General features: G+C 36.4%; 21 protein-coding genes and 2 pseudogenes. 13 read left to right on the forward strand and 10 right to left on the reverse strand.

Annotated elements, in window-relative coordinates; all coding sequences use genetic code 11:
• Positions 1 to 28: 28 nt before the first annotated feature.
• A complete protein-coding gene (locus RE409_RS13475; protein ID WP_201224578.1) occupies positions 29 to 985 on the reverse strand; it encodes a sensor domain-containing diguanylate cyclase in 957 nt (318 codons plus the stop codon).
• Positions 986 to 1,602: 617 nt separating this feature from the next.
• Between RE409_RS13475 and RE409_RS13480 the strand changes: the two genes are divergently transcribed.
• Positions 1,603 to 4,173, forward strand: a complete 2,571-nt coding sequence (locus RE409_RS13480; protein WP_309559171.1) for a helicase-related protein — start codon at positions 1,603 to 1,605, stop codon at positions 4,171 to 4,173.
• Between the two features lie 120 nt (positions 4,174 to 4,293).
• Here the strand turns inward: RE409_RS13480 and RE409_RS13485 are convergent, their stop codons facing one another.
• Entirely contained in the window at positions 4,294 to 4,500 is a 207-nt protein-coding gene (locus RE409_RS13485; RefSeq protein ID WP_201183272.1) for a YqaE/Pmp3 family membrane protein, read from the reverse strand.
• Between the two features lie 774 nt (positions 4,501 to 5,274).
• On the opposite strand from RE409_RS13485, the gene RE409_RS13490 reads away from it, so the two are divergent.
• Together RE409_RS13490 and RE409_RS13495 are read left to right on the forward strand one after the other, a co-directional pair.
• Complete coding sequence (locus tag RE409_RS13490; protein WP_309559172.1) at positions 5,275 to 5,571, forward strand: hypothetical protein; 297 nt, start codon at positions 5,275 to 5,277, stop codon at positions 5,569 to 5,571.
• A complete protein-coding gene (locus RE409_RS13495; protein ID WP_309559173.1) occupies positions 5,528 to 6,076 on the forward strand; it encodes a helix-turn-helix domain-containing protein in 549 nt (182 codons plus the stop codon). Before RE409_RS13490 ends, RE409_RS13495 begins: the two co-directional genes overlap by 44 nt.
• Before the next feature lie 244 nt (positions 6,077 to 6,320).
• Here the strand turns inward: RE409_RS13495 and RE409_RS13500 are convergent, their stop codons facing one another.
• Positions 6,321 to 7,094, reverse strand: coding sequence for an IclR family transcriptional regulator (locus RE409_RS13500; protein ID WP_309559174.1), 774 nt, complete (start codon positions 7,092 to 7,094; stop codon positions 6,321 to 6,323).
• 294 nt (positions 7,095 to 7,388) lie between these two features.
• Between RE409_RS13500 and RE409_RS13505 the strand changes: the two genes are divergently transcribed.
• The 7 genes and pseudogenes from RE409_RS13505 to RE409_RS13520 all read left to right on the forward strand — a co-directional run bounded on the left by RE409_RS13505 (position 7,389) and on the right by RE409_RS13520 (position 13,500).
• Positions 7,389 to 8,561 carry an LL-diaminopimelate aminotransferase gene (locus RE409_RS13505; RefSeq protein ID WP_309559176.1) on the forward strand — a complete coding sequence of 391 codons (1,173 nt, stop codon included), beginning with the start codon at positions 7,389 to 7,391 and terminating at the stop codon, positions 8,559 to 8,561.
• A 59-nt stretch (positions 8,562 to 8,620) separates the two neighbouring features.
• Positions 8,621 to 10,282: a thiamine pyrophosphate-dependent enzyme gene (locus RE409_RS13510; RefSeq protein ID WP_309559177.1), complete on the forward strand. Its 1,662-nt coding sequence runs from the start codon at positions 8,621 to 8,623 to the stop codon at positions 10,280 to 10,282.
• Between the two features lie 268 nt (positions 10,283 to 10,550).
• Positions 10,551 to 10,730 (forward strand): aldehyde dehydrogenase family protein, encoded by a 180-nt coding sequence (locus RE409_RS30700; RefSeq protein ID WP_397444183.1) that lies wholly within the window; start codon positions 10,551 to 10,553, stop codon positions 10,728 to 10,730.
• Positions 10,675 to 10,986 (forward strand): aldehyde dehydrogenase family protein, encoded by a 312-nt coding sequence (locus RE409_RS30705; RefSeq protein WP_397444169.1) that lies wholly within the window; start codon positions 10,675 to 10,677, stop codon positions 10,984 to 10,986. Before RE409_RS30700 ends, RE409_RS30705 begins: the two co-directional genes overlap by 56 nt.
• Positions 10,987 to 10,997: 11 nt before the next feature.
• Positions 10,998 to 11,531: pseudogene (locus tag RE409_RS30710) on the forward strand (aldehyde dehydrogenase family protein); the annotation flags it as partial.
• Between the two features lie 3 nt (positions 11,532 to 11,534).
• Entirely contained in the window at positions 11,535 to 11,750 is a 216-nt protein-coding gene (locus RE409_RS30715; RefSeq protein WP_397444170.1) for a hypothetical protein, read from the forward strand.
• A gap of 478 nt (positions 11,751 to 12,228) precedes the next feature.
• Positions 12,229 to 13,500 carry a dicarboxylate/amino acid:cation symporter gene (locus RE409_RS13520; protein ID WP_309559179.1) on the forward strand — a complete coding sequence of 424 codons (1,272 nt, stop codon included), beginning with the start codon at positions 12,229 to 12,231 and terminating at the stop codon, positions 13,498 to 13,500.
• Positions 13,501 to 14,345: 845 nt separating this feature from the next.
• Here the strand turns inward: RE409_RS13520 and RE409_RS13525 are convergent.
• Positions 14,346 to 15,710 carry a sigma-54 interaction domain-containing protein gene (locus RE409_RS13525; protein ID WP_309559181.1) on the reverse strand — a complete coding sequence of 455 codons (1,365 nt, stop codon included), beginning with the start codon at positions 15,708 to 15,710 and terminating at the stop codon, positions 14,346 to 14,348.
• Positions 15,711 to 16,007: 297 nt separating this feature from the next.
• On the opposite strand from RE409_RS13525, the gene RE409_RS13530 reads away from it, so the two are divergent.
• Positions 16,008 to 17,564 carry a long-chain-fatty-acid--CoA ligase gene (locus tag RE409_RS13530; protein WP_309559182.1) on the forward strand — a complete coding sequence of 519 codons (1,557 nt, stop codon included), beginning with the start codon at positions 16,008 to 16,010 and terminating at the stop codon, positions 17,562 to 17,564.
• Positions 17,565 to 17,617: 53 nt separating this feature from the next.
• On the forward strand, positions 17,618 to 19,396 hold the full coding sequence (locus RE409_RS13535) for an acyl-CoA dehydrogenase family protein (RefSeq protein ID WP_201180559.1): 1,779 nt from the start codon (positions 17,618 to 17,620) through the stop codon (positions 19,394 to 19,396).
• A gap of 84 nt (positions 19,397 to 19,480) precedes the next feature.
• Here the strand turns inward: RE409_RS13535 and RE409_RS13540 are convergent.
• Positions 19,481 to 19,699: pseudogene (locus RE409_RS13540) on the reverse strand (hypothetical protein); the annotation flags it as partial.
• Between the two features lie 447 nt (positions 19,700 to 20,146).
• Positions 20,147 to 20,464, reverse strand: coding sequence for a hypothetical protein (locus tag RE409_RS13545; protein ID WP_242485260.1), 318 nt, complete (start codon positions 20,462 to 20,464; stop codon positions 20,147 to 20,149).
• 494 nt (positions 20,465 to 20,958) lie between these two features.
• Between RE409_RS13545 and RE409_RS13550 the strand changes: the two genes are divergently transcribed.
• A complete protein-coding gene (locus tag RE409_RS13550; RefSeq protein ID WP_309559183.1) occupies positions 20,959 to 21,093 on the forward strand; it encodes a hypothetical protein in 135 nt (44 codons plus the stop codon).
• Between the two features lie 209 nt (positions 21,094 to 21,302).
• Here RE409_RS13550 and RE409_RS13555 read toward each other — a convergent pair whose 3' ends face one another.
• The 4 genes from RE409_RS13555 to RE409_RS13570 form a co-directional block, all read right to left on the reverse strand.
• Complete coding sequence (locus tag RE409_RS13555; protein WP_309559184.1) at positions 21,303 to 21,488, reverse strand: hypothetical protein; 186 nt, start codon at positions 21,486 to 21,488, stop codon at positions 21,303 to 21,305.
• 325 nt (positions 21,489 to 21,813) lie between these two features.
• On the reverse strand, positions 21,814 to 21,987 hold the full coding sequence (locus RE409_RS13560; protein WP_309559185.1) for a hypothetical protein: 174 nt from the start codon (positions 21,985 to 21,987) through the stop codon (positions 21,814 to 21,816).
• Positions 21,988 to 22,046: 59 nt separating this feature from the next.
• Complete coding sequence (locus RE409_RS13565) at positions 22,047 to 22,208, reverse strand: hypothetical protein (RefSeq protein WP_309559186.1); 162 nt, start codon at positions 22,206 to 22,208, stop codon at positions 22,047 to 22,049.
• Positions 22,205 to 22,363 carry a hypothetical protein gene (locus RE409_RS13570; protein ID WP_309559187.1) on the reverse strand — a complete coding sequence of 53 codons (159 nt, stop codon included), beginning with the start codon at positions 22,361 to 22,363 and terminating at the stop codon, positions 22,205 to 22,207. The genes RE409_RS13565 and RE409_RS13570 overlap by 4 nt, the downstream gene beginning before the upstream one ends.
• Positions 22,364 to 22,604: the final 241 nt, after the last annotated feature.

Raw genomic sequence — 22,604 nt, forward strand, 5'->3', positions numbered from 1 at the left:
TTTTTGTATTTATTTAGAAGTGCAGGAATCATTCTTGATAGTATCGGATATTCTTTCGTCCAGACTCTTTAGCCTTATACATTGTCCAATCCGCTTTTTTCAATAGTGACTCCATTTCGGTACCGTTGTCAGGATAAAAACTTATCCCGATGCTTGCGGAGACAAAATAAACATTTTCATTAATGTGAATGGGCATGGTGGATAATTGTTTTAAAATGAATTCAGCCTTTTGTTGGGTGCTTATTAAGAGATCCTCACACTGAGATGTAGGTAACAAAACGATAAATTCATCCCCGCCGATTCGTGCCACATAACTATCCTCGGGTACAAATTGCAATAGACATTCAGCCGTCCTTTTAATAACAAAGTCTCCGACATCATGACCAAAAGAATCATTGAAATATTTAAAATGATCCAAATCAATATAAAGTATAGCCATTTCATTGTGCATTTTATCCTTATTATAATTGAAATAATTATAAATGAAGTTCCGATTATAGAGACCTGTCAATGAGTCCCTGATAATCCCATTTTCAAGAACGATTGATTGACTGATTAAAGTTGCCAAAGACTTAACTAGTATCACATCATACTCTTTGAAATCAAAAGGTTTAATGTCAAAAGCACAAAGTGTCCCGAAGATATTCTCCCCATTTGTAAGGGGATAGCCCATAAAACATCCGTTTCCAATAACCTTCGTTATAGGATGATCACTTGTCAATGGATGTTGCTTTAAGTTGGGGATAACAAGCGGTTCAAAATCATTTTCAACAACTAATTTGCAAAAAACCATATTATAAGGAAGGGTGTCTCCTTCAAATATTAACTCTGCATTTCGGTTAAAAGATTTGATCATAAAACTTTGTAAGGGAGTACGAATAGAAAGGAAGAATGTATTGACCTCTATCGTATGTGCTAATAATGCTAATACCTCCTTAGCGATAGAGTCGAAATTTTTATAGTAATTGATATCATGCTGAATCATTTTCAGGCTCCCCTTTTTCTATAGTCTTTTTAGCTTTTCTGGATTTTTTCATAAACAACTAGAAAGACTCAAGAGCAATATATTGATTGCCGTGACAGTTTGAATTCATTTATAAGGACACATAATGTTATCGATTATGTAAGTAACACTCTCTATATTTCTAAGTTCAGTATGTTTTGTCAGTATACTCATGCCCCTTATTATATTTCGGATAAATTGAAAAATCATTAAATTCCTTATCCTCATTTAAAATCTTCCTTATATACCTTTTACATAAGCATTAGTCAATATATTGTCATTCATACGTTTCCTCTGCAAAATCAATAAGACGTGATTTGTATCACTTCTCGATGAAAGTCCATTATAATAAGTAACTAATCTAATTATCATGTATTATACTGTACATGAAATGGTAAGAGTACCATTTACCTAACACACCTGGTATGATTTATCATATTATCTGCAAGGTTGCGTTTGTACGTTTCTTTAACGAACGACTAAGTCCTTATGAATTTTGCAGATAAAACATGCGTGGAGATAATTTATAAAATTGTTTTGGAGAGGATAAATAAGAAAAAGAGTCAACTTACATACAGGAAATTCAAAAGGGGATCATTATGGGAAAATTAGAAAATATATACCCATTTGCAATAGAGAATACAAAACAAAAAATCATCCAGGATATGGATTTTTATTTAGAGAATCAAGAGACATTACCTTCTTATTCGACGTACATATCTGACAGGATGTCTTATATAGAGCAGATATGGATTAATGTCTGGTTGAGTAAGGCTTCAAACGATGTGCCTAGAAAAGAAAAAAGGGGATTTCTAAACGAAAGGGGCTTTGTTACTGAAGGGTCAGATCACAAGCTAATCAACAGCTTGTTCCGCAATGAATTAAAGAGCTATCGTCCTTTTGATGTTTTAACCTGGATTAAAAAAACCTTCTCTGAAAATCAGGAAGAATGGGAAAAGAGATATAAAAAAGCAAGGGAAAACTTCTTTAAACGACAAGAAGAACAACGGCTGGCTAATGAGCGGTGGAAAGTACGACAAAGGCTTCAAAACGAAGCTAATACTTTTTTTGAGGAGAGTTCGCTTCTTTTATATTTGCATGTTAGGTATTATATCGCTGAAATATTAGTAGCTGATCTGCAAAATAAACCGAAATTTCAATATGTTACCCCATATATGCTAGAAGAACAATTGGTGGAAGCAGGTTTGTTTGAATCAACAGAATACTTAATGGTGACTGATTTTTTTGAAGAACTAACAGGTGATATACACTCCTTGTTTGATTGGGGGAAGAATCATTACGAATATGAAAATTATTTTTATAGGTATGAAAGGTTAATTTCAGAGTTTATTTTAGGATTCGCCCCCAAAAAGTTCATTAACCATTTACCTGTAACACTGCACCATGATTTTTTGGAAGCATATGGGGAAAAATTGACTTCGGGAGCCCTTCAAGGAATACTTCGAGATGAATTGGCTGATTTGTCACAGGCTTGTTTTGATGAACTTCAAGAAGAATACCTTTCTGATTTACTGAAACTTGTGAAGACTCCTTTTAATGAATCATTGCATCAGAAAATATTTGAAGAAGATGAGGAGAACAGGGAAAGAAGAAAAGCTGAAGCATTAGCGGAACAAGCCAGAAGGCAAGCAGAAGAGGAAAGGATTATTGAAGATATTTTTGGAAAGGCCTATACTCCTTCATTAGGAAAAAGGGTTAGGTATGTTTTGCATATCGGTGAGACCAATACTGGGAAGACACATCAGGCACTCAAAAAAATGAAGGCAGCCGAAAGTGGTTTATATCTTGCCCCGCTAAGACTTCTAGCACTAGAAGTGTTTGACAAGCTAAATGCAGAAGGGGTGCCTTGCTCATTAAAGACCGGTGAAGAAGAAAAGTCAGTGGAGGGTGCTAAACATTTCTCTTGTACAGTCGAAATGTTTCATGAAAAAGACTACCATGAGGTAATCGTCATTGACGAAGCCCAAATGATTGCAGATAAAGATCGTGGCTTTTCTTGGTTTCGAGCAATCACACAAGCAAATGCTAAGGAAGTACACATTATTGGGAGCAGGAATATAAAAATGATGCTTCTCAACTTATTAAATGGAGCAAATTTGGAACTGCATGAATACACACGGGACATTCCCTTGGAGATAGAACCAAGAGAGTTTGGATTGAAGTATACCAAAAAAGGGGATGCGCTTATTTGTTTTTCAAGAAGGCAGGTTCTAGAAACTGCCTCCCGTCTCCAAGGGAGTGGGCATAGTGTCAGCATGATATATGGGAGCATGCCCCCTGAGAATAGAAAACGACAAATTGAGCTTTTTAATCGTGGCGAAACATCTGTTGTTGTTGCCACAGATGCAATAGGAATGGGATTGAACTTGCCAATCCGTCGCATTGTCTTTCTTGAGAATGAAAAATTCGACGGGACACGCAGAAGAAGACTGACATCACAAGAAGTTAAACAAATCGCAGGACGGGCAGGGAGAAAAGGTATTTACGACACCGGAAAGGTTGCTTTTACAGCAGAGATAAAAATAATGAATAAAATGCTTGAACAGGTAGATGAGCCCGTTCAAACTTTTACTATAGCTCCTACTTCTGCAGTATTTGAACGTTTTCAGAAGTATTATCGGCATCTAGGAACATTTTTTGAATTGTGGGAGAAATTCGAGCCCCCAAACGGAACTAAAAAGGCATCCCTCACAGAAGAACGCGAGCTTTACGAGTTGATTCGAGATACTGAAATCGAAGCACGTTTTTCGTTAATGGATTTATATGGATTCCTACATCTACCCTTTTCAGCTAAAGAACCTAGACTTATCCGGCAGTGGCTAGATACGGTCGAAGCCATTGCCGAGAGCAGCAATCTACCAGATCCAATCATCAAGACAAGGAATCTAGAGGAATTGGAACTTTCCTATAAAGCCATAGGTCTACATCTTTTATTTCTATACCGAATGGGAAGAAGAACTGAAGCCATTTATTGGGAACGTGTCCGTGAAGAGATCAGTGATGGTGTTCATGATCAGTTAAAAGATGAAATGATTAATTATCAGAAAAAATGCAAGCGATGTGGAAAAAAGTTGCCGGATAGCTTACGGTTTCAAATTTGTGACGCATGCTATCATAAGGGTCAAAGAAGAACACACAGATCCAAATAGCTGAACTTGTTTAAGGAAATTGGCAACTGGTGAATTTTAGAGACAGATCAACCCGAATAAATACGCCTTTAAAAAGCGTCGTTATTCGGGTTGTTGGTCATAAAATGATTATTTTTACACTTAGTCATTTCTTTTCGACTGGGCAATAATGGCGGCCTGCTGCTTCATTCTTTTATCGGCTTTCTTATCATGAACGACCAAGATTGCATGAATCAAACCCGGTACATAGAAAAATAGGGTAAGAATCAAATTAAGCACGGCCTGAATTGGTTTGCCTGCTAATAAGACTGCTAAAGGCGGGAAAAGAATCGCGATTAAATAAAGAATAATAAACACTCTCCAAATATTTTTATATACCTTATGTACACGATATATACAATAGTGTACATAAGGTATTTTATCTTTTAGGAGTTAGAGTGAATGAGTATACAAGTTTAAGAGGTGTATGCTTTACGAGAAATAGCTAATAAATAACTATAACTTATATAATAAATGGGGAATTAGTGTTTAAATAGCAGTTATAATTCTTTTAGAGGAAGTTGCCCATAACGGGAGGCGTTTCCGTTGATCAAAGGTATAGCTCTTACATAATATTAAACTCTTGACTAATTGCTATAAAAATAGCATTTTTTTTAGGTTCATTTATTATAGATTTTATTACAGTTTTATTATATTAAAATAATTTCATGTGATGAAAGTCAAAAAATATAAAAATACGTGACTTATAATTATTTATAGGTTTATTTTTTTGTATAAACATAAAATTTATATTCTTATGTATATTTATAGGAGTTTTTTAATAATTAAATAAAAATATATATAAGTGATTTTTTATAAATAATGATTTTCTTAAGAGAAAAATCCACGGGAGATGAAGGGGGGAATGTTATTGAAATAAACTAATTATAATGTTAATTTGGTTATAAGAGAGCTAGAAGTGTCTAACCAATTTATTTTTCTAAAACATTAGACATAAGAGTCGTGGTTTAAAAAATCGAAAGAAAGCTGCGGAGGCAGTAAAAAGGTATTTTAATTATTGCATGCTGTAGCTACTGTTAAACTTAACCAATATGAAAACTCAAATGAAGGAGTAAAAGCTAAATGGCTGGAAAGAGTGACAGTGTGAATTACGGTTTGAAAGTTGAACAGGGACTTAAATACATTCCTAATCTTGGGGAAGAAGTAATCCAATATTATATCACTGAGAATGACATCCCCCTTTATGAAGTTAATAGATGGGTAGAATATGTGAGTGTAAACAGTTACAAGACTGGTGGTAACTACGCTGCGAAATTCACGCGGCGTTTGAAGCAAAAGGTTCGGACGTGGCAATCTGGCCACCTTGCTAAAAACAATGGACTTTTCTTCACGGTACAATGGCGTACAAATTCGGGATAAATTCGAACATATCCTGGATGAACTGCAACAAGACAACGTCATTAAAAGCTGGCAATACAGTGAACCTATCGATGAAAAATGCGTCGGAAAGAAAGGCTGGTTCAAAGACTACTGGAGCAATATTAACGTAACGATTCTCCCTCCAGATTTCGTCGTCAAAGAAAGTCAAAAGAAGATTTCCATTAACACCGTTCAACAACATGAACCACTTGAAGCCAAGTCAATGGTCTCACATATGGCGGAAAAACCGACAGCTGTTCTCACAGCAGCATCTTCGTTACCCGTACAAGACTTTTTCCATTTCGAGGAAAAGCAAGAGATAATCTTAAGCCCGGAGCTGATGAAAAAAACCATCGAATCCCTAAACACCAGCATTCGGAAAGCAGCAGAAGAAATCGGCATCTCTCACAGCACACTCTCTCGCTATATCCGAAACCAAAGCAAACGCCAAAACAAAAACAATGACCAAAAAATGCTGAAGTGGTTGAGGGAACATAGCCAATAAAAGCAGTTCGGAAACGGACTGCTTTTAACTATGAAAGCTACTTTATCAAAAGCAAACACTCATGTTTTATAGGGATATCTCCAAAAAAGGGAAATTTTGTTCACTAAGCTAACTTAAACAATACAAACGTACATTTCGTGTATGCTAAAAGCTCATCAAAAACGATCGTTTTTAGAATGAAATTAATGTCATTGCCTCCGTATAAAAAACTTCTTCTAAATAACAGCGGTTAGTATATCCTGTTCTATAGAACGTCTGTTTCTACATATCCTAGTTCATGAGAAATTCGACTGGCAGTTTCTTTTGTTTTCTTACGAATAGTTTCTTCAACTTTCTCCTGCATTCTCGTATTCGGACCACTTACAGTAAGCGCAGCGACAACCTTATCCGTATAGTCTAGTACAGGATAGGAAATACCTATTGTTTCTTCATCCTGCTCACCCTTACTAATGGAATATCCCTTACACCGTATTTGTTCAATTTCCTTATACAGAATTTCTTTATTTTTAATTGTATACGGCGTAAATTTAGTAAAAGTCATTTTTTTCAGAAGAGTTTCCCGTTCTGTCTCGGGCAAATAAGCAAGCAACAATTTTGGACCGGAACCGATATATAACTCAGAACGCTTCCCAACCCTTGTATGCAGCCGTACCGCTTGGCTGCTTTCTACTTTTTCGATGTATACAGCTTCATCTCCATCGAGTATAACCAGATGTACAGCTTCATTAATGTCAGCACAAAGTTCTCTCATCCAGGGCAAAGCAATGGTACGTAAATCTAATTGTTCTGAGACTATGTTACCTAATTCAAGCAGCTTTAGACCCAAACGGTAGCGAACATCTTGTTCGGTATTCTTTATCTTTACCAAAAAACCACATACCTCCAGAGAGGTGAGGAATCGATAGGCTGATGGCTTTGGCATATCAGATTTTGTTGCTATTTCACTAAGTGTTAACTCTTTTTTTTCTTCTAAAAAAAAATCCAGCAACTTGAGTGCTTTAATTACACTTTGGTTCATATTTCCCCCCCCTAAACGGTTCATACTTATCAAATATTTAATCATATTTTAAATGGTGTTTCAAATATTGAAACAGTTTTTTTGTAATATTATGATAAATAAAATTTTATTAAAAATGAAAGAAATGTAAAGAACAAAAAATATATAACATTATTTTACAAAACTTTTGAATATTCAGTTTTTTTGTTTTAATATTAGATTATAAATAAAAAAGAAATACCGTTTCAATAATTGAAATGAAATATAAAATTCCCTTTTAAATATTGAATTGGGATTGCACAGAAAGGAGAAAAAATGTTTATAAAACCGAAGCGTGTTAAGAATGTCCCCCCTTATTTGTTTAATGAGATTAATAAAAAGAAACAAAATTTAATTGAGCAAGGAGTAGATATAATTGATTTAGGCATTGGATGTCCAGATCTGCCTACTCCACAGCACATTGTAGATCGATTAATTGAGGAAATGAAAGACCCGGATAATTTTAAATATCCTGGTTACAGTGGTTGTCTAGAATTCCGAAAAGCGGTGGCCCAATTTTATAAAGATCGTTTTAATGTTGACTTGGACCCAGAGACGGAAATTCTTGCGCTAATCGGTTCAAAAGAGGGAATCTCTCATTTTATTACTGCATCGATTGATCCAGGAGATGTTGTATTGCTTCCAGACCCGGGATATCCTACATATCGAACGGCTACTTATCTGGCCAATGGCATTCCTTATAGTATGGCGCTATTAAAAGAAAATGGATTTCTACCGGATTTTACATCAATTCCCGTGCAAGAAGTCGAAAAAGCGAAGCTAATGTTTTTGAATTATCCGGGAAATCCAACGGCCGCTACAGCGGATTTAGCATTTTTCCAGGGAGCCGTGGATTTTGCTAGACGTAATCAAATGGTCGTTACACATGATGCTGCATATCAAATGGTTACATTTAACGGATATACAGCTCCAAGCATTCTGCAGGTAGAAGGCGCAAAGGAGATTGCCGTTGAGTTTGGTTCTCTTTCAAAGACATATAGCATGACAGGATGGAGAATTGGGTACGCAGTAGGAAACAAAGAAGCTCTTCAATCGCTATCCGTTGTGAAGAGTAATATGGATACAAGCCAGTTCCTTCCCATTCAAAAAGCTGCTGCCACTGCACTTGTGTCTGAACAATATTGCGTAGAAGAATACAATCAGATATATATAGAGCGGATGGAAGGAATGCTTGCGGCGCTTCGGGAAATAGGAATTGAATCCGATACACCGAAAGGAAGTTTTTTTATCTGGGCATCTGTACCAGAAGGATACACTTCTAGCGAATTTGCAACCAAGGTGCTTGAAGAAGCCGGTGTAATTGTAACGCCGGGCGTAGCATTTGGAGAATACGGAGAGGGATATTTCAGAATCTCTTTATCCGTACCAACTGAAAGATTGTATGAAGCAATACATCGAATTAAAACAAAAATAACGATTACTGTTTAGTTCTGCGCTATATATGAAATGCTATTTCATATATTGAAATTATAGAGGAGAGAAAAACAATGGGAAAATCGATGAATGGAGCACGTGCTATTGTAGAATGTATGAAACTAGAAGGTGTTGAGCATGTTTTCTGCGTTCCCGGAGAAAGTTATTTACCTTTAATGGATAGCATTTATGAAACGGAAAGCATTCAATTGATTTCTACACGTCATGAAGGCGGTGCCGCTTTTATGGCTGAGGCATACGGTAAAGCGACGCGTAAACCGGGTGTCGCCATGGCGACGCGGGCGGTAGGTGGTGCCAATTTAGCTATTGGTATTCATACTGCTTACCAGGATTCCACGCCTATGGTTGTTTTCTTAGGCCAGGTCCATAGTAAATTCCGGGGCAGGGAAGGGTTTCAAGAGGTAGACTTGGATCGTTTTTTCGGTCACATTGCCAAATGGACCGTGGAAATTAAAGACGTAGAACGTATGCCAGAACTTGTTCAGCGGGCGTTTCGCATCGCAAAGAGCGGGCGACCGGGACCTGTTGTCATTGCTCTTCCGGAAGACGTTCTCGTAGCAGAAGCGGAAATGAGCTTCGGACCTGTTACTCCAGTTCCGGCACCACGTCCAGGTACGCAAGAGATCGTATCCGTTCAACGACTACTGGAACAATCAGAGCGTCCGGTTATTCTTGCTGGAGGAGGCGTAATTGCAGCAAATGGAGAACAGGCGTTGCGTAAACTGGCAGAAAAATTTGAGATTCCAGTAATGTCGTCATTCCGTCGTCATGATGTGTTTCCTAATGATCATGCGTTGTATGTCGGTCACTCTGGACTTGGCACATTTGCGCCTATACTCGGTACGCTTCGTCAGGCTGACCTGGTTCTGGCAATTGGCACACGTTTATCGGAGGTTACAACACAGGATTATAGCATTCTAAACCCGGAACAGAAATTGGTTCATATCGATATTGAAGAGGAGACACTCGGTAAGGTGTATAGTCCACATGTTGGTATTGTTGCTGATGCGAGAGAAGCACTAGAAGAATTACTTGATATGAAGGTGGACAAAAGCTGGTCTAAATGGGCAAATGAGAGGAATGAAATATATAAGCATGCTGGAGACGGAGTGGACGCGGAGAAGGAGCATAGTGTAGATAATAAGGAAATTATTCGAATTCTTAAGGAAACACTTCCAGAGGATGCAATTATTACGAATGATGCCGGTAATTTTGCAAGTTGGTTACACAATTTTTATTCCTTTAACCGTTCTAAAACATATATTGGTCCAACATCTGGTGCGATGGGATATGGTTTACCAGCGGCTTTAGGTGCCAAACTGGCAAATCCAGATAAAACGGTCGTTTCATTATCAGGTGACGGTGGTTTTATGATGACGACACAAGAGTTAGAAACGGCAGTCCGTTACAATATTCCAGTGATCGCACTTGTATTTAACAATAGTATGTATGGAACGATTCGCATGCATCAAGAAATACATTATCCGGAGCGAGTGATCGGCACTGAGTTAAGTGATGTAAATTTTTCTTCTTTAGGGGCTGCCCTAGGAGCTCAAGCTTTTAGGGTAACAACGGATGAAGAATTTAAAGATACGCTTGAGCGTGCACTTATATCTAAAGGAGTAACACTCATTGAAATCATGACAAATCCTGAGCGTATTTCTGTACAAGCAACCATTAACTCTATACGTGAAAAGTCGACGCAAAAAGCCTAAACAAATACACTCATATACAGAAGAGAATTCTGGTGGGAAATCCCCTAAATCTTAGACATACTGATATTTCAAAGATATTATTACTGCTTAGTTTCTACATAGAGTCTTTAATTTTTCCACCTCAAAAATGTAAAATCCAGTTTTCCCTGTGCTAAAGGAAAACTGGATTTTAATCCGAATTTTGTATTATTGATCATAAATCCTCACTTTCTCCCTTTAAGCAGTACGTAAAGTTAAGGAAATATAAAAAATGGAGACAATAATAAAAATGCGGACTAAAACCGAAAAGCGTTATTATTCGCTCCGAGTCTCTTTAGGAGTTGTTTCCGTGATCTCTCCATGGAATTTCCCAGTGTCGATTCCGATTTGGAAGATTGCACCCGCTTTAGTGTATGGAAATACAGTTGTCTGGAAAGTCTGCACAGGAAACAGGGATAACAGGGGTTAAACTGACGGAAATTTTCGAAAAGACTGGTTTGCCTAAAGGTGTTTTAAATTTAGTAAATGGAAGAGGTGCGACGGTGGGGAATGCCCTTGTAGAGCATCAAGATATTGCAGCTATTACCTTTACTGGATCTAACCAAGTAGGGAGAGAGAGTGCCTCAATAGCGGTGGCGCAAAACAAAAAATTCCAGCTAGAGCTTGGAGGGAAAAATCCTGTAGTTGTCCTTGAGGATGCTGATATGGATTTGGATGTAAGCTAACATTTGAAGGGGCTATGAAGCAAACAGGTCAGCGCTGTACAGCAACAAACCGAGTGTATGTAGAACAGTCCATTTATGATTCATTTAAGGAAAAGCTTTTGGATAAAGCAAAACAAATTAAAGTAGGGGATGGCTTAGACGAAACGGTAGATATGGGACCGTTAGCTTCTAAAAAACAATTGGAAACGGTTTCTTCTTATATAGGTAAAGGGACTGAAGAAGGGGCTGAACTTCTATACGGTGGAATCCGTTTAGAGGGATCAAATTTCAATGGAGGGTACTTTATCGAACCAACAATATTTGAAAATGTAACAAATGAGATGACGATTGCAAGAGAGGGAATTTTTGGGCCTGTACTAACTGTTACACAAGTAGCTGATTATTCAGAATCCATAGTTAAAGCGAATGATACCATTTATGGATTAAGTGCTTCCCTGTTTACGACTAATCTGGACAAAGCATTCCATTTTATTAGAAATAGTGAAGTAGGCATGGTTCAAATTAACGGTGAAACAGGTGGCGCAGAACCGCAGGCTCCATTTTGAGGTATGAAAGAATCAAGCTCGGGTACGCGAGAACAAGGTCAGGCGGCTGTTGAATTTTTTACAGCGTATAAAAACAGTAGCTGTTACTTCTTCTTTGTAGCATGGACAATGGGGGCAAGAAAACCCTTTATGGAGGACAGCTGGTTTCTGTCCAAATCCAATACAAAGGATCAAACGATGGACAGAAATAAACTATTATCTTCATTCGAAATAAATTAGGGGGATTTAATTCTTCAACAAGACGTGGAACCTTTACCGAGGTGTTTTACAAATTATTTGGATTTTCTGGTTAAATGATACCCGTTATAGGAAATTTTGGATTTCTGAATTAGCAGACTAATTTTACTATTAAAAAAATAAAGCGCTATCATATAATTTTAATATATTTGAAATGCTGTTTCAATAATTGAAAGAAACGAAAGGGAGTAACAGGAGAAATCACGCTAATGGGGAATCTATGACCCCAGTCTAGAAAATGAATAAAGTATAGGAGGGATATGGATTATGGAAATGGTATCTTAACAAATCATTTATTTTATAGATATTGCTAGCACATGTAACCATTAATACAAGAAGCGTAAACGGCCGTTTTCAGAACTTCCCTAGTAGAGCAGGGCTTTCAGTCTTAATGTATATTTTCCCAAAAACGACTGGACCTAATAGGTATCTAATATTAAAACTATTAAGGAGGTAAGTTATGAATAAAAAAGGTTTAATATGGCAAATTGTCGCGGGTATGGTGTTGGGGCTTTTATTGGGATTTTTGTCTAAGCAATATGGTCAAGCCGTAAAGCCTCTTGGTGAGATTTTTATTAACATGATTAAAATTGTTATTATCCCTCTTGTATTTTCAGTTATTGTTTCCAGTATTGCCAGCATGGGGAACTTGAAACGGATGGGCAAAATAGGATTCAAGACAATCATTTATTTTGAGATTTTAACGACGATAGCTCTAGTTGTAGGATTATTTGCCTCTAATTTGGCTCAACCTGGTGTAGGTATCGATAGTAGCCAATTGGAAAAGGCCGATATTCAGCAATATACGGAAACAGCAGAAGACACCAAACCTATTGACGTTTTAATCGGTATTTTTTCACCTAATCTTTTTAAATCATTAGCGGAAGGGAAAATACTTCCTGTTATATTCTTTGCTGTGATGTTCGGTATCGCGCTGGCTTCCACAGGAGACAAAGGAAAAATTGTGCTGCATTTTTTCCAAGGGGTTTCGGAAACGATGTTTAATTTCGTCCACCTTGTAATGAAATTTGCTCCGTTCGGTGTTTTTGCCATAATGGCTAATACCGTTGCGACCTTTGGATTTAAATCTCTCATTCCGTTGGGCAAATTACTAATCGTTAACCACATTACGATTATAGTATTTATTGTAATTATATTTGGTTCCCTCGCATGGCTTTTAAAAGTGAATTTGTGGACACTGATTCGCAACCTAAAAGAGGAATTAATTATTGGTTACGTTACTGACAGTACGGAAACCGTAATGCCACAGCTTATGGATAAAATGAATCGATTTGGATGTGATCGCTCTGTAGTATCTTTTGTCATTCCTACTGGATACACATTTAATTTAGACGGTTCAGCTTTGTATCAGGCAATGGTTGTTCCGTTTATCGCACAGTTATATGGTATTGATTTAACACTTATGGAGCAGTTTACGATTCTTCTTGTATTGATGCTAACATCAAAGGGGATTGCAGCTGTACCTGGGGCATCATTTGCTGTTTTATCCGCAACGCTTGTCGCTGTTGGATTGCCGGTAGAAGGTCTAGCTTTGGTTCTTGCAGTCGATAGGCTTATGGATATGGCACGCGGAATCGTCAATATTATTGGGAATGCATTAGCAACTATCGCTATATCCAAATGGGAAGGATGTTTTGATCATAGAAAAGCCGTATTGTTCAAAAAATTGCCGGTCATAGTTGAAAAAGGAAATGGAACTTCAGTTGATTAAAAAGAAACATACGCTTTAACCTGTTGAAGAATTGACACAGAAGGTTGCATAGAAAAAGTTGTTTAAAAAATGAAAAAGACAAAAGGATCTAACCATAAATGGGTTAGATCTTTCTTTGTATGCGTTTGCATGGAGAGGAAGAGTGCCAGGGGGATAATTAATGGATAGAAATATAGAACGGACAGTGATTTTATATATCATCGTCCGTTTGATTTGAAGGAGTTGTGGCTGCTTCTTTTTATAGATTTGAAAAGTATTTTTTTAACCGTCCAACCCCTTCTATCAGTCTTTCCGTTGGAACAGAGAGGGAGATTCGGAAATGGTCAGTCCAATATTTTATTAACAAAAGAACTATGTAAGAAAAAGAAGTGGGATTTTGATGAAATTTTAAATAGAAGTAAATACCTTGCCGGTATTTCAAAACAAATATGGAGTTTTAATAATATTTGATTAAGTTTTTAAGTTTAATGCTTTGCAACACCATAAAATATGAGTAATTAGGTAATCCTGTTACATCTGAACATCTTGGAAATTAAACCTAGATGTTATACCAAGAGAAAATTAAGATGAAAAAATTTGAAGAAGTATTGAGTAATAAATAGACCTTCATTAGTTAAGGTCTATTTACTTATATTAAAAACAGCAACAATGGTTCTCGAAAGGCTTTTTCGTTGTCAAATACACTATTGTATATATCGTTTACGGTAAAGAATATAAAATTTCTTTTGTGTACATAAATCATGGACATAAATTGGTTAACTAAAAAAGACGATAATTTTCATCTAAATATAACATTATCGCTATATAAACACTATGTTAGCCATAAAAAAATATAGCAGCTTTTACTATTTAATACTTCTTTTTTTTCGGACTAGGGAGGATATACTGATTCCCAATTGACCTGCACATTCTTGTAAAGAAGTTGAACGACTTAATGCACGTGAAATATAAGCCTGTTCAAATGAAGTAACAGCTTCCTTTAATGTGCGGTGCTGGTCGAGTTCACTCCATTCTTCACTTTTTTCTAAACGAGATCTGTGTCTAAGCAAATTTTCAGGTAGATAATCAGTTGTAATCGTTGTACCTTCACTCAAATGATATAGCCGCTCCATCAAGTTTTTCAATTCACGAATATTACCAGGCCAGCCATATGCCATAAATTGCTGTAATACTTGATTGTCCACTTTCTTTTTTATGTGGTATTTTTGTTCGAATTGTCTCAGATAGTAAAATACAAAACTTGGAATATCCTCTTTTCTTTCCCTTAATGGTGGTATATGAATAGATAATACATTCAGTCTATAGTATAAATCCAAACGGAATGCTTTCTTTTTGACTAGTCCTTCGATATCCGCATTTGTGGCAGTAATGATACGGACATTCACTTCTTTCATTTCTGTTCCACCCAATCTCCTTATTTTATAATCCTGTACCACATTTAATAGTTTAACTTGAAGCGAATAGGGGAGATCACCTACTTCATCCAAAAAGATGGTACCATCCTGTGCAGCTTCAAATAATCCTTTCTTCGCCTGACTGGCACCAGTGAAAGCACCTTTCTCATACCCGAATAATTCTGATTCCAAAAGATGATCAGGTATCGCTCCGCAGTTAATTTTAATTAATGGACCTTTTCGTTTACTTTGCTCGTGAATGAAATTAGCCAGGACATCTTTCCCGACTCCAGATTCTCCTAACAGTAATATCGGTAAGTCATTCTCAGCAAACCTTTCTGCAAGCGACATCACCTGCATCATGTTCTTACTCTGATAAATAATATGCTGTTGATTGTCTATTTCATTCCGCAACCGCTCTAAGTTCTTTTGATACATGTCTTTGATTTGTTGTGTTTCTTCCAGTTCTTTTTGCAGCCGGTTCATTTCTGTTATATCCCGTAGGTTGGAAACAACGAACAGTATTTCATTATCTGCATCTAAATAAGGAGTGGCTGTGACGATACACTTTTTCCCGTGTTCATATTCAATAATTGTCGTACAAGCTTGTTTCGTTTCAAGGACAATCGCAGCGCTAGTTTTTGGAACCGCCATCATTTCTACAGCATCGTAAATAACATAGGAATTTATAAATGAATGAGACAAATTGGTCATTTCTAATAAGGCTTCATTATAGAGAATCGGATAACCTTCTATATTACATACGAAAAGACCATCAGATGAAGTATTTAATACGTTTGATAACAGTGAGAGCAAATCATTAACATTCTGGGTTTCGAAATACCGAGTTTTATAAATAAAATTCCCTCCTCATCCTTTTTATAGAAATTATTGCATAGCGATAGATGATGGTCAATATTGATCATCTTGTCAAAAGTGGATAGTCAAAAATGAACATGGTATTAAACCATTAGTAGTTTTGATAATACTTTCGATGCTGGTATGGAAATTGCATATTAAGTAATAAAGAAAAGAGAGAGTGCTATAATTTCTGATTCACATGATTTGAAAGCGCTACCTTTTCGATGTAAATAACTAAATGGAGGGGAAATAATGAGAGAAAATGAGGAGATTTCAAACATTACTTTATATGAAATGCTTGAACAATCGGTTTCTAAATGGTCGAAAAATGAAGCCATATCTTATAAGGGAGAAATATGGACTTATACTCAATTGAAAAATCAGGTCGATTCTTTTGCTGCTGGCCTACAGAAAGCGGGCATCAAGAAAGGGGAAAGAATTGCTTTGATTCTTTCCAATTGCCCGCAATATGTCGTTGCCTATTTTGGGATATTAGCCATTGGGGGAGTAGTTGTTCAAATCAACCCGATGTTTACGAAAAGGGAGATTCAATATATTGTTTCTGATTGTGCTGCAGAAACAATCATCGCCTCGGATTCCCTTACTCCTATCATTAAGTCAATTCAAGCTGAGACTACTATAAAGAATATCATTTCTGTTAGCATTAAACCATCAGCCTCAAGCGATTTAGTCAAACATAGCTATGAATCTATTATAAAAGCAGGAAGCAGTCTATTTGAACCGGTTATGTTAAATCCGAAAGAAGATCTTGCTGTGATCCAATATACCGGTGGCACAACAGGCCGTTCAAAGGGGGTCATGCTTACTCATCGTAATCTAGTTGCGAATATTGAACAGCATAACATGATCTTGAAGGAGACAATGATACCGGGCGTGGAAAAGGTCCTAACTGTTATTCCCTTATTTCATGTGTACGGAATGACCATTTGCATGAATCTAGGAATATTACAAGGTTCTTGTTTAATCCTTCTTCCAAAATTTCATTTAGAAGAGGTGTTAAACACAATTAAATGGGAAAAACCTACTCGTTTTGCAGGGGTTCCTACTATGTATACAGCCCTTAATAATCATCCGGAGGCTGAAAAGTTTGGGCTCAATTCAATTAAACTTTGCCATAGTGGATCATCACCATTACCGGGTGAAGTGATGGATGAATTCGAGCGAAGGACAGGAGCGGAAATTTCCCAGTCATATGGGTTATCGGAGGCAGCCCCAGGGGTTTTGTGTACTCCTTCTTACATAAAGCGGAAAAACGGATCCGTGGGTATTCCTTTACCATATACAGAGGCAAAAATCCTTGACCTTGCTACAGGATTATATGAAGCCGACATAGGCGTAGTAGGAGAGCTGGTAATAAGGGGGCCGCAAATTATGAAAGGATATTGGAATATGCCAAAGGAAACGGAAGCTTCGTTAAAGGATGGCTGGTTATATACAGGAGATATAGCCAAGAAGGACGGTGATGGATTTTATTACATTGTAGATCGGAAAAAGGATTTGATAATAGCGAGCGGATACAATGTTTATCCTCGGGAAGTGGAGGAAGTTCTTTATGAACACCCGTCGATTTTAGAAGCGGTTGTAGTTGGGATTAAGGATGATTACCGTGGAGAAACGGTTAAAGCGGTTATCGTGCTGAAGGAAGGCAAATATTTGACGAAAGATGAATTGACTATCCATTGCCAAAAATATTTATCGCCCTACAAAGTGCCAAAAGTTGTGGATATACGTGAAACGCTTCCGAAAACCAGTGTAGGCAAGATTTTACGAAGAACCCTAAAGGAATAAAAAAAATGATGGATAATTCTTGAAATTTAATTTATTTGGAAGGAGCAATATTAATGCAAAAAACAAAAGGAATATACGGCGGCAGTTTTATTGTGGAAGACCTAAAAAGTGATACATGCGTTACTCCAGAAGATATAACAGAAGAACAGAAATTGTTTGTTAAGATGACTCGTGACTTTGTCATAAACGAAATTATTCCTAATGAAGAAAAACTAGAAAAGTTAGACTATGAGCTTACTAAAACATTACTTGGGAAAGCGGGGGAAATCGGTCTACTGGGGGTGGATGTTCCCGAGCAATTCGGCGGTTTGGAACTTGATAAGGTTTCTAGTACCTTTATTTCAGAAGCATTATCAAAAACTTCATCATTTCTATTATCGATTGGCACACAGACTGGAATTGGTTCTCTTCCAATCGTCTACTTCGGAACACTCGAACAAAGACAGAAATATTTACCTGATATCGTAACAGGAACTAAAGTAGGTGCTTACTGTCTTACGGAGCCATCCGCTGGTTCTGATGCACTTGGGGCGAAAACTACAGCAGTTCTTAGCAGGGACAGCAAACAATACATATTGAATGGATCCAAAGTATTTATTACAAACGGAGGTTTTGCGGATATTTATATCGTTTATGCAAAAGTAGATGGAAAACATTTTAGTGCGTTTATCGTGGAAAGAGATACTCCAGGATTTACGGTTGGTCCTGAAGAGAAGAAAATGGGACTTAAAGCATCTTCCACCTGCCCGCTTTATTTTGATAACGTGCATATACCAGTCGAGAATTTGTTAGGAAAAGTCGGTAAAGGCCATTTGATTGCCTTTAATATATTGAATTTAGGCCGTCATAAGCTTCCCACCAATTGTCTTGGAAATGCAAAAGAAGCGCTTGAATTAAGTGCTACTTATGCGAATGCTCGTACCCAATTTGGCACTACAATTGCTAAATATCCACTGATAGGAAAAAAACTTGCTGAAATCAATATCCTGATTTATGTACTAGAAACAATGGTATACAGAATTGCAGGAATGTTTGACGATTCCATGCGGGATATAGATCATTCTTCTCCAGAAATCGCGAGCCAGTCAGAAAAGGCCATAGCTGAATATGCCATCGAATGCTCCATAGTTAAGGTGTTTGGTTCAGAAGTGCTCGACTTTGTTGTAGATGAAGGTGTACAAATTCATGGAGGATACGGATTTATCCAGGAATACAAAATTGAACGGATGTACCGTGACTCACGCGTCAATCGTATTTTTGAAGGGACGAATGAAATCAACCGTTTGCTCATTCCAAGTACATTATTCAAAAAATCAGCTAAGGAAGCATCTCCATTAGTGCAACGAATGGAAGAATTTAGAAAGGAGGCAGCAACCTTTATCCCACAAAGTTCGTTTACTAATACATTAGCTAAAGAATCGTATTTAGTGTCTATAGCTAAAAAAATGTTTTTATTTATAGGCGGTATGGCAATCGGAAAGTATGGAGAGGAACTTGAAAAAGAGCAGGAAATAATGACGAACTTAGCCGATATGTTGATTCAAATTTTCGCAATGGAAGGCATAGTAGGTAGGACAGAAAAAACAATTTCCAAAAACGGAGAAAACAAAGTATTAAATGCGATTGAAATGACACAGGTATTTGTACATGAAGCTTTTGAACAAATTCATGCATCGGCTCTAGAAGCATTAACTACCATGGAATCTGGAGAAGATTTGGAAAGGCAGAGAGCCATTCTATCAAACCTTTTCGAACATTCACCAATAAATAAAACAGCACGAAAAAGATCCATTGCGGAACGTATCGTAAAATCAGAAAAATACACTGTCTAAGTTGAAGAAAAAGCACTAACTATCGCGTTAGTGTCTTTTTTTATCTTTTTAAACTGATTTCGTTTCATTATCTATAAGTCTATTTGAGAATAGTATGGCACCCACTTTACATTCGGCAATCCATTCAGTTTGTTCTTTAACCCTTTTTTGCGCATATGTATCCTTAAATTTATCATCTGATGTCACTCGATGCATCAATGCCGGGTCTACAAAATGTATCAATTCAATATCGAATTGCGGGGCTTTTTCTATGTATTCTATATAAGAATAAATGGATTTTATGCTATGGATTAAGAGAGAAATATAATCAGGAAATTTACAAATACTTAAACGATTTGATTAAAGATGAAAATAGAATACTTGCAGTGACCCAACTATCAATGGTTGAGGCAGCAGAGCAGTTTGAACATTTGACAACTAAGACTATAATTAATCCATTGAATGTATGAACAGATTCCGTGATTGATCAATTAGATCTTCGGAAGAAACCATCAATGAAAGATGGTAGAAGTTAAAGTGTTTTGAAAAAAATTAATTGGATTTATAAAATATAAAAAAACATGAAGACTTCCTCTGAAAAATCCACAATTTAGAGTCTTGTATAAAAGAACATTAGTACTGCCCCAAATTAGGGGCGATTCAACTGTCTGATGAAACTAAAGGGTCCTAAGTATATAAGCTAATGTGAATTTTGCGTTTTACTAAGAATCGCATCAGAATTGGGGAAATCCATAAGCAGAAAGATTTTTCTTAGTTTTCTTTATTTCGTATTTGTTCACGGATTGTTTCAAGTTCTTCTAAGGATAGATCACCTAGAGATTTTTTTATTTCTTCTTCAATCCTTTTTCGATCAAGCTCCCTATATTTATTCCACCAGTCTCGTAATCCTTCCGTGTTTTCTAGTAGATATTCAATGTCAATTTCTTCTTGTTCATCATCGGATAAATACTTCATGACGGCACCTAACAATCGGTTGAGTTGAACTATTTCATTTTCCTTAACTAATGGTGAGACCTTATTTTCATTCTCTTCATTATCTTTGTTTGCCGGTACATTTCGAGGTGTCATATATATTATCCTCCTGTTTTTAATAGTAGTGTTCCTAAAAGAATGGAATTCAATTTATTTCTAATTAATTTTCTATAGCCGTTACTATTCCTAGCTTGAAAAATCGTGTTGCAGAGAAAAGATATTAACATTTATGCTTATTACTAATTTCAACATATACCTTGTTAGAATATAAAATATCACCATCAACCTGTAAATTAGTGATAAAAGTAAGGTGGAATTGTAAATAAGGTATCTCAAAAGGATAAATAAATGTAAAAAAAGGTGGGGCAGCTCTATGTTATTCCTTGATATATTCACCATATAAAGAGGAGGAATCGCTTACGCAAATTGTTAAGTACGGAGATTATTTAAAGTACATACATTTAGCAGATAAAGTCCGTCATCAATCGGGAACTGGCGTATATCCCTCCTCAGATTTCTCTCAATGTACGAGTTAAGTAACTGGGGACAACTGAGGTATAATTGACACATGAAGGAGTGTTGTTGTACCAATGATTACAAACGAAAACATAGAGCATGTGGCTATTTATTTGCGACTATCAAGAGATGAAGAAAACCGAGGGATTGAAAAAATCCTCGCTAGCCACAGAAATTCATTAACGGAACTTTCCTATGAAAATGAATAGAAACTAACTAAGGTATAACTAATAGTTCAATAATGAAAACAAAAAGAGACGCCCCGTTGTGGGACGCCCGATTCATTCCCATGCTAGTTGTTGACGAATGGGTCTTAGACGGCGATTACACGCAATTTTCATTATCTAGTGAAGCACATCAACCAGGGCGGTTTAGTGAACAAATAAAAAAACATCCCCGAAAGGATGTCTGTTTTCATTTATTCATTATCCTTTTCAATTTTCATTTCGTTCACTATATTTCTGAGTTTTTCGGCATACTCTTCACCTGTAAGAATACCCTTTTTTTTCAATAAATTTACTAAAGTTAAAACAGTGGCCATTTGTATGTCTTGCTTGCTTAATTTGCCAACATCCAAATTTTTAAATTCATCTTGAGCACTCATATTATCACTTCCTTCCATTTACTTCATTTCATCAAATGGAACGGTTTTACCTGCTTAAAAAAAAGACTTCGCTTATTAAGCGGGGGTCCTTTTAACATTCATATTCATCTTTAATTGGTTTATACCATTCATAATAATATTTTTGTTCCTCCGCAATTTTAATTTTTTGATATTCATCTTTGGGCATACCTTCCCAATCTTTTGAAGCGCCATGGTCAACTTCAGTTTATTTTTCGATGGAAGCAAACCTCCTGTGTTATGTAATTTTCTAAGTTCATTTCAAATGACCTTAGGATTTCAACTATATAAAATCTGACTTTCAACATTACGCAGCTCTCCAGATAAAACAGACAGCCACAATATATTGTAAAGTTCTCGTGGCTGTCATTCGCTTGTCTGGATGTGTCATTTGAAGATGCTGTTGTATCACTCGAAAAAGTTCATTATTCTCCGGTCGGTTAGCGTTATATATTTTTTGTAAACTATTTGGCTTTTCCATGGCTTCTCCTACTTTCCAATGACTAATATTCGTACAGGCGGTACTTGATACGTAGTTCCTCAAGCTCCGTCTTTTTCTTCATAATGTACAAACAACATCAAGTAGATTGCCAATAGAAGGTGCAAATAAAGTGGAATATTCTTATCATTTTGAATGACAACAAATATGAAAATTCCATATAGCAAAATTGGAATGGTTAAAAGGATTCTGAGCTTAGTCAAATGTCATCCTCCCATTTATCCTCAATTATTAATACATCAACCATTTGAGCAACCTGAAAATCCTTTTCGGCAATCGCACGAATTAAACTTGTACAATTATTCTCCCTAAGAACATCTGCTAACAATTGTAAGTCCATAGTCGTTATTGGTTTCATAGTAACCCCTCCTAATATACTAAATATTCTGATACTTTAATACTAATTCACCAAATTGTAGCTAGCAACCTTTATAAAAAATAAATTTATTCATATATGGTTAAGCGTCCTTACTTTTTAATTTTTTTCAATATAATGACGGAGTGAAATTATTTAAAAAAAGTGTGTAACTTCTACTGACTTTTACACTCAGTATTTATAGATACTATATAACACAAAAAGGAGAATATCAGATGAAGAA

Origin of the sequence: Peribacillus sp. R9-11 (assembly GCF_031345095.1) — a bacterium.
Lineage (GTDB): Bacteria > Bacillota > Bacilli > Bacillales > DSM-1321 > Peribacillus > Peribacillus butanolivorans.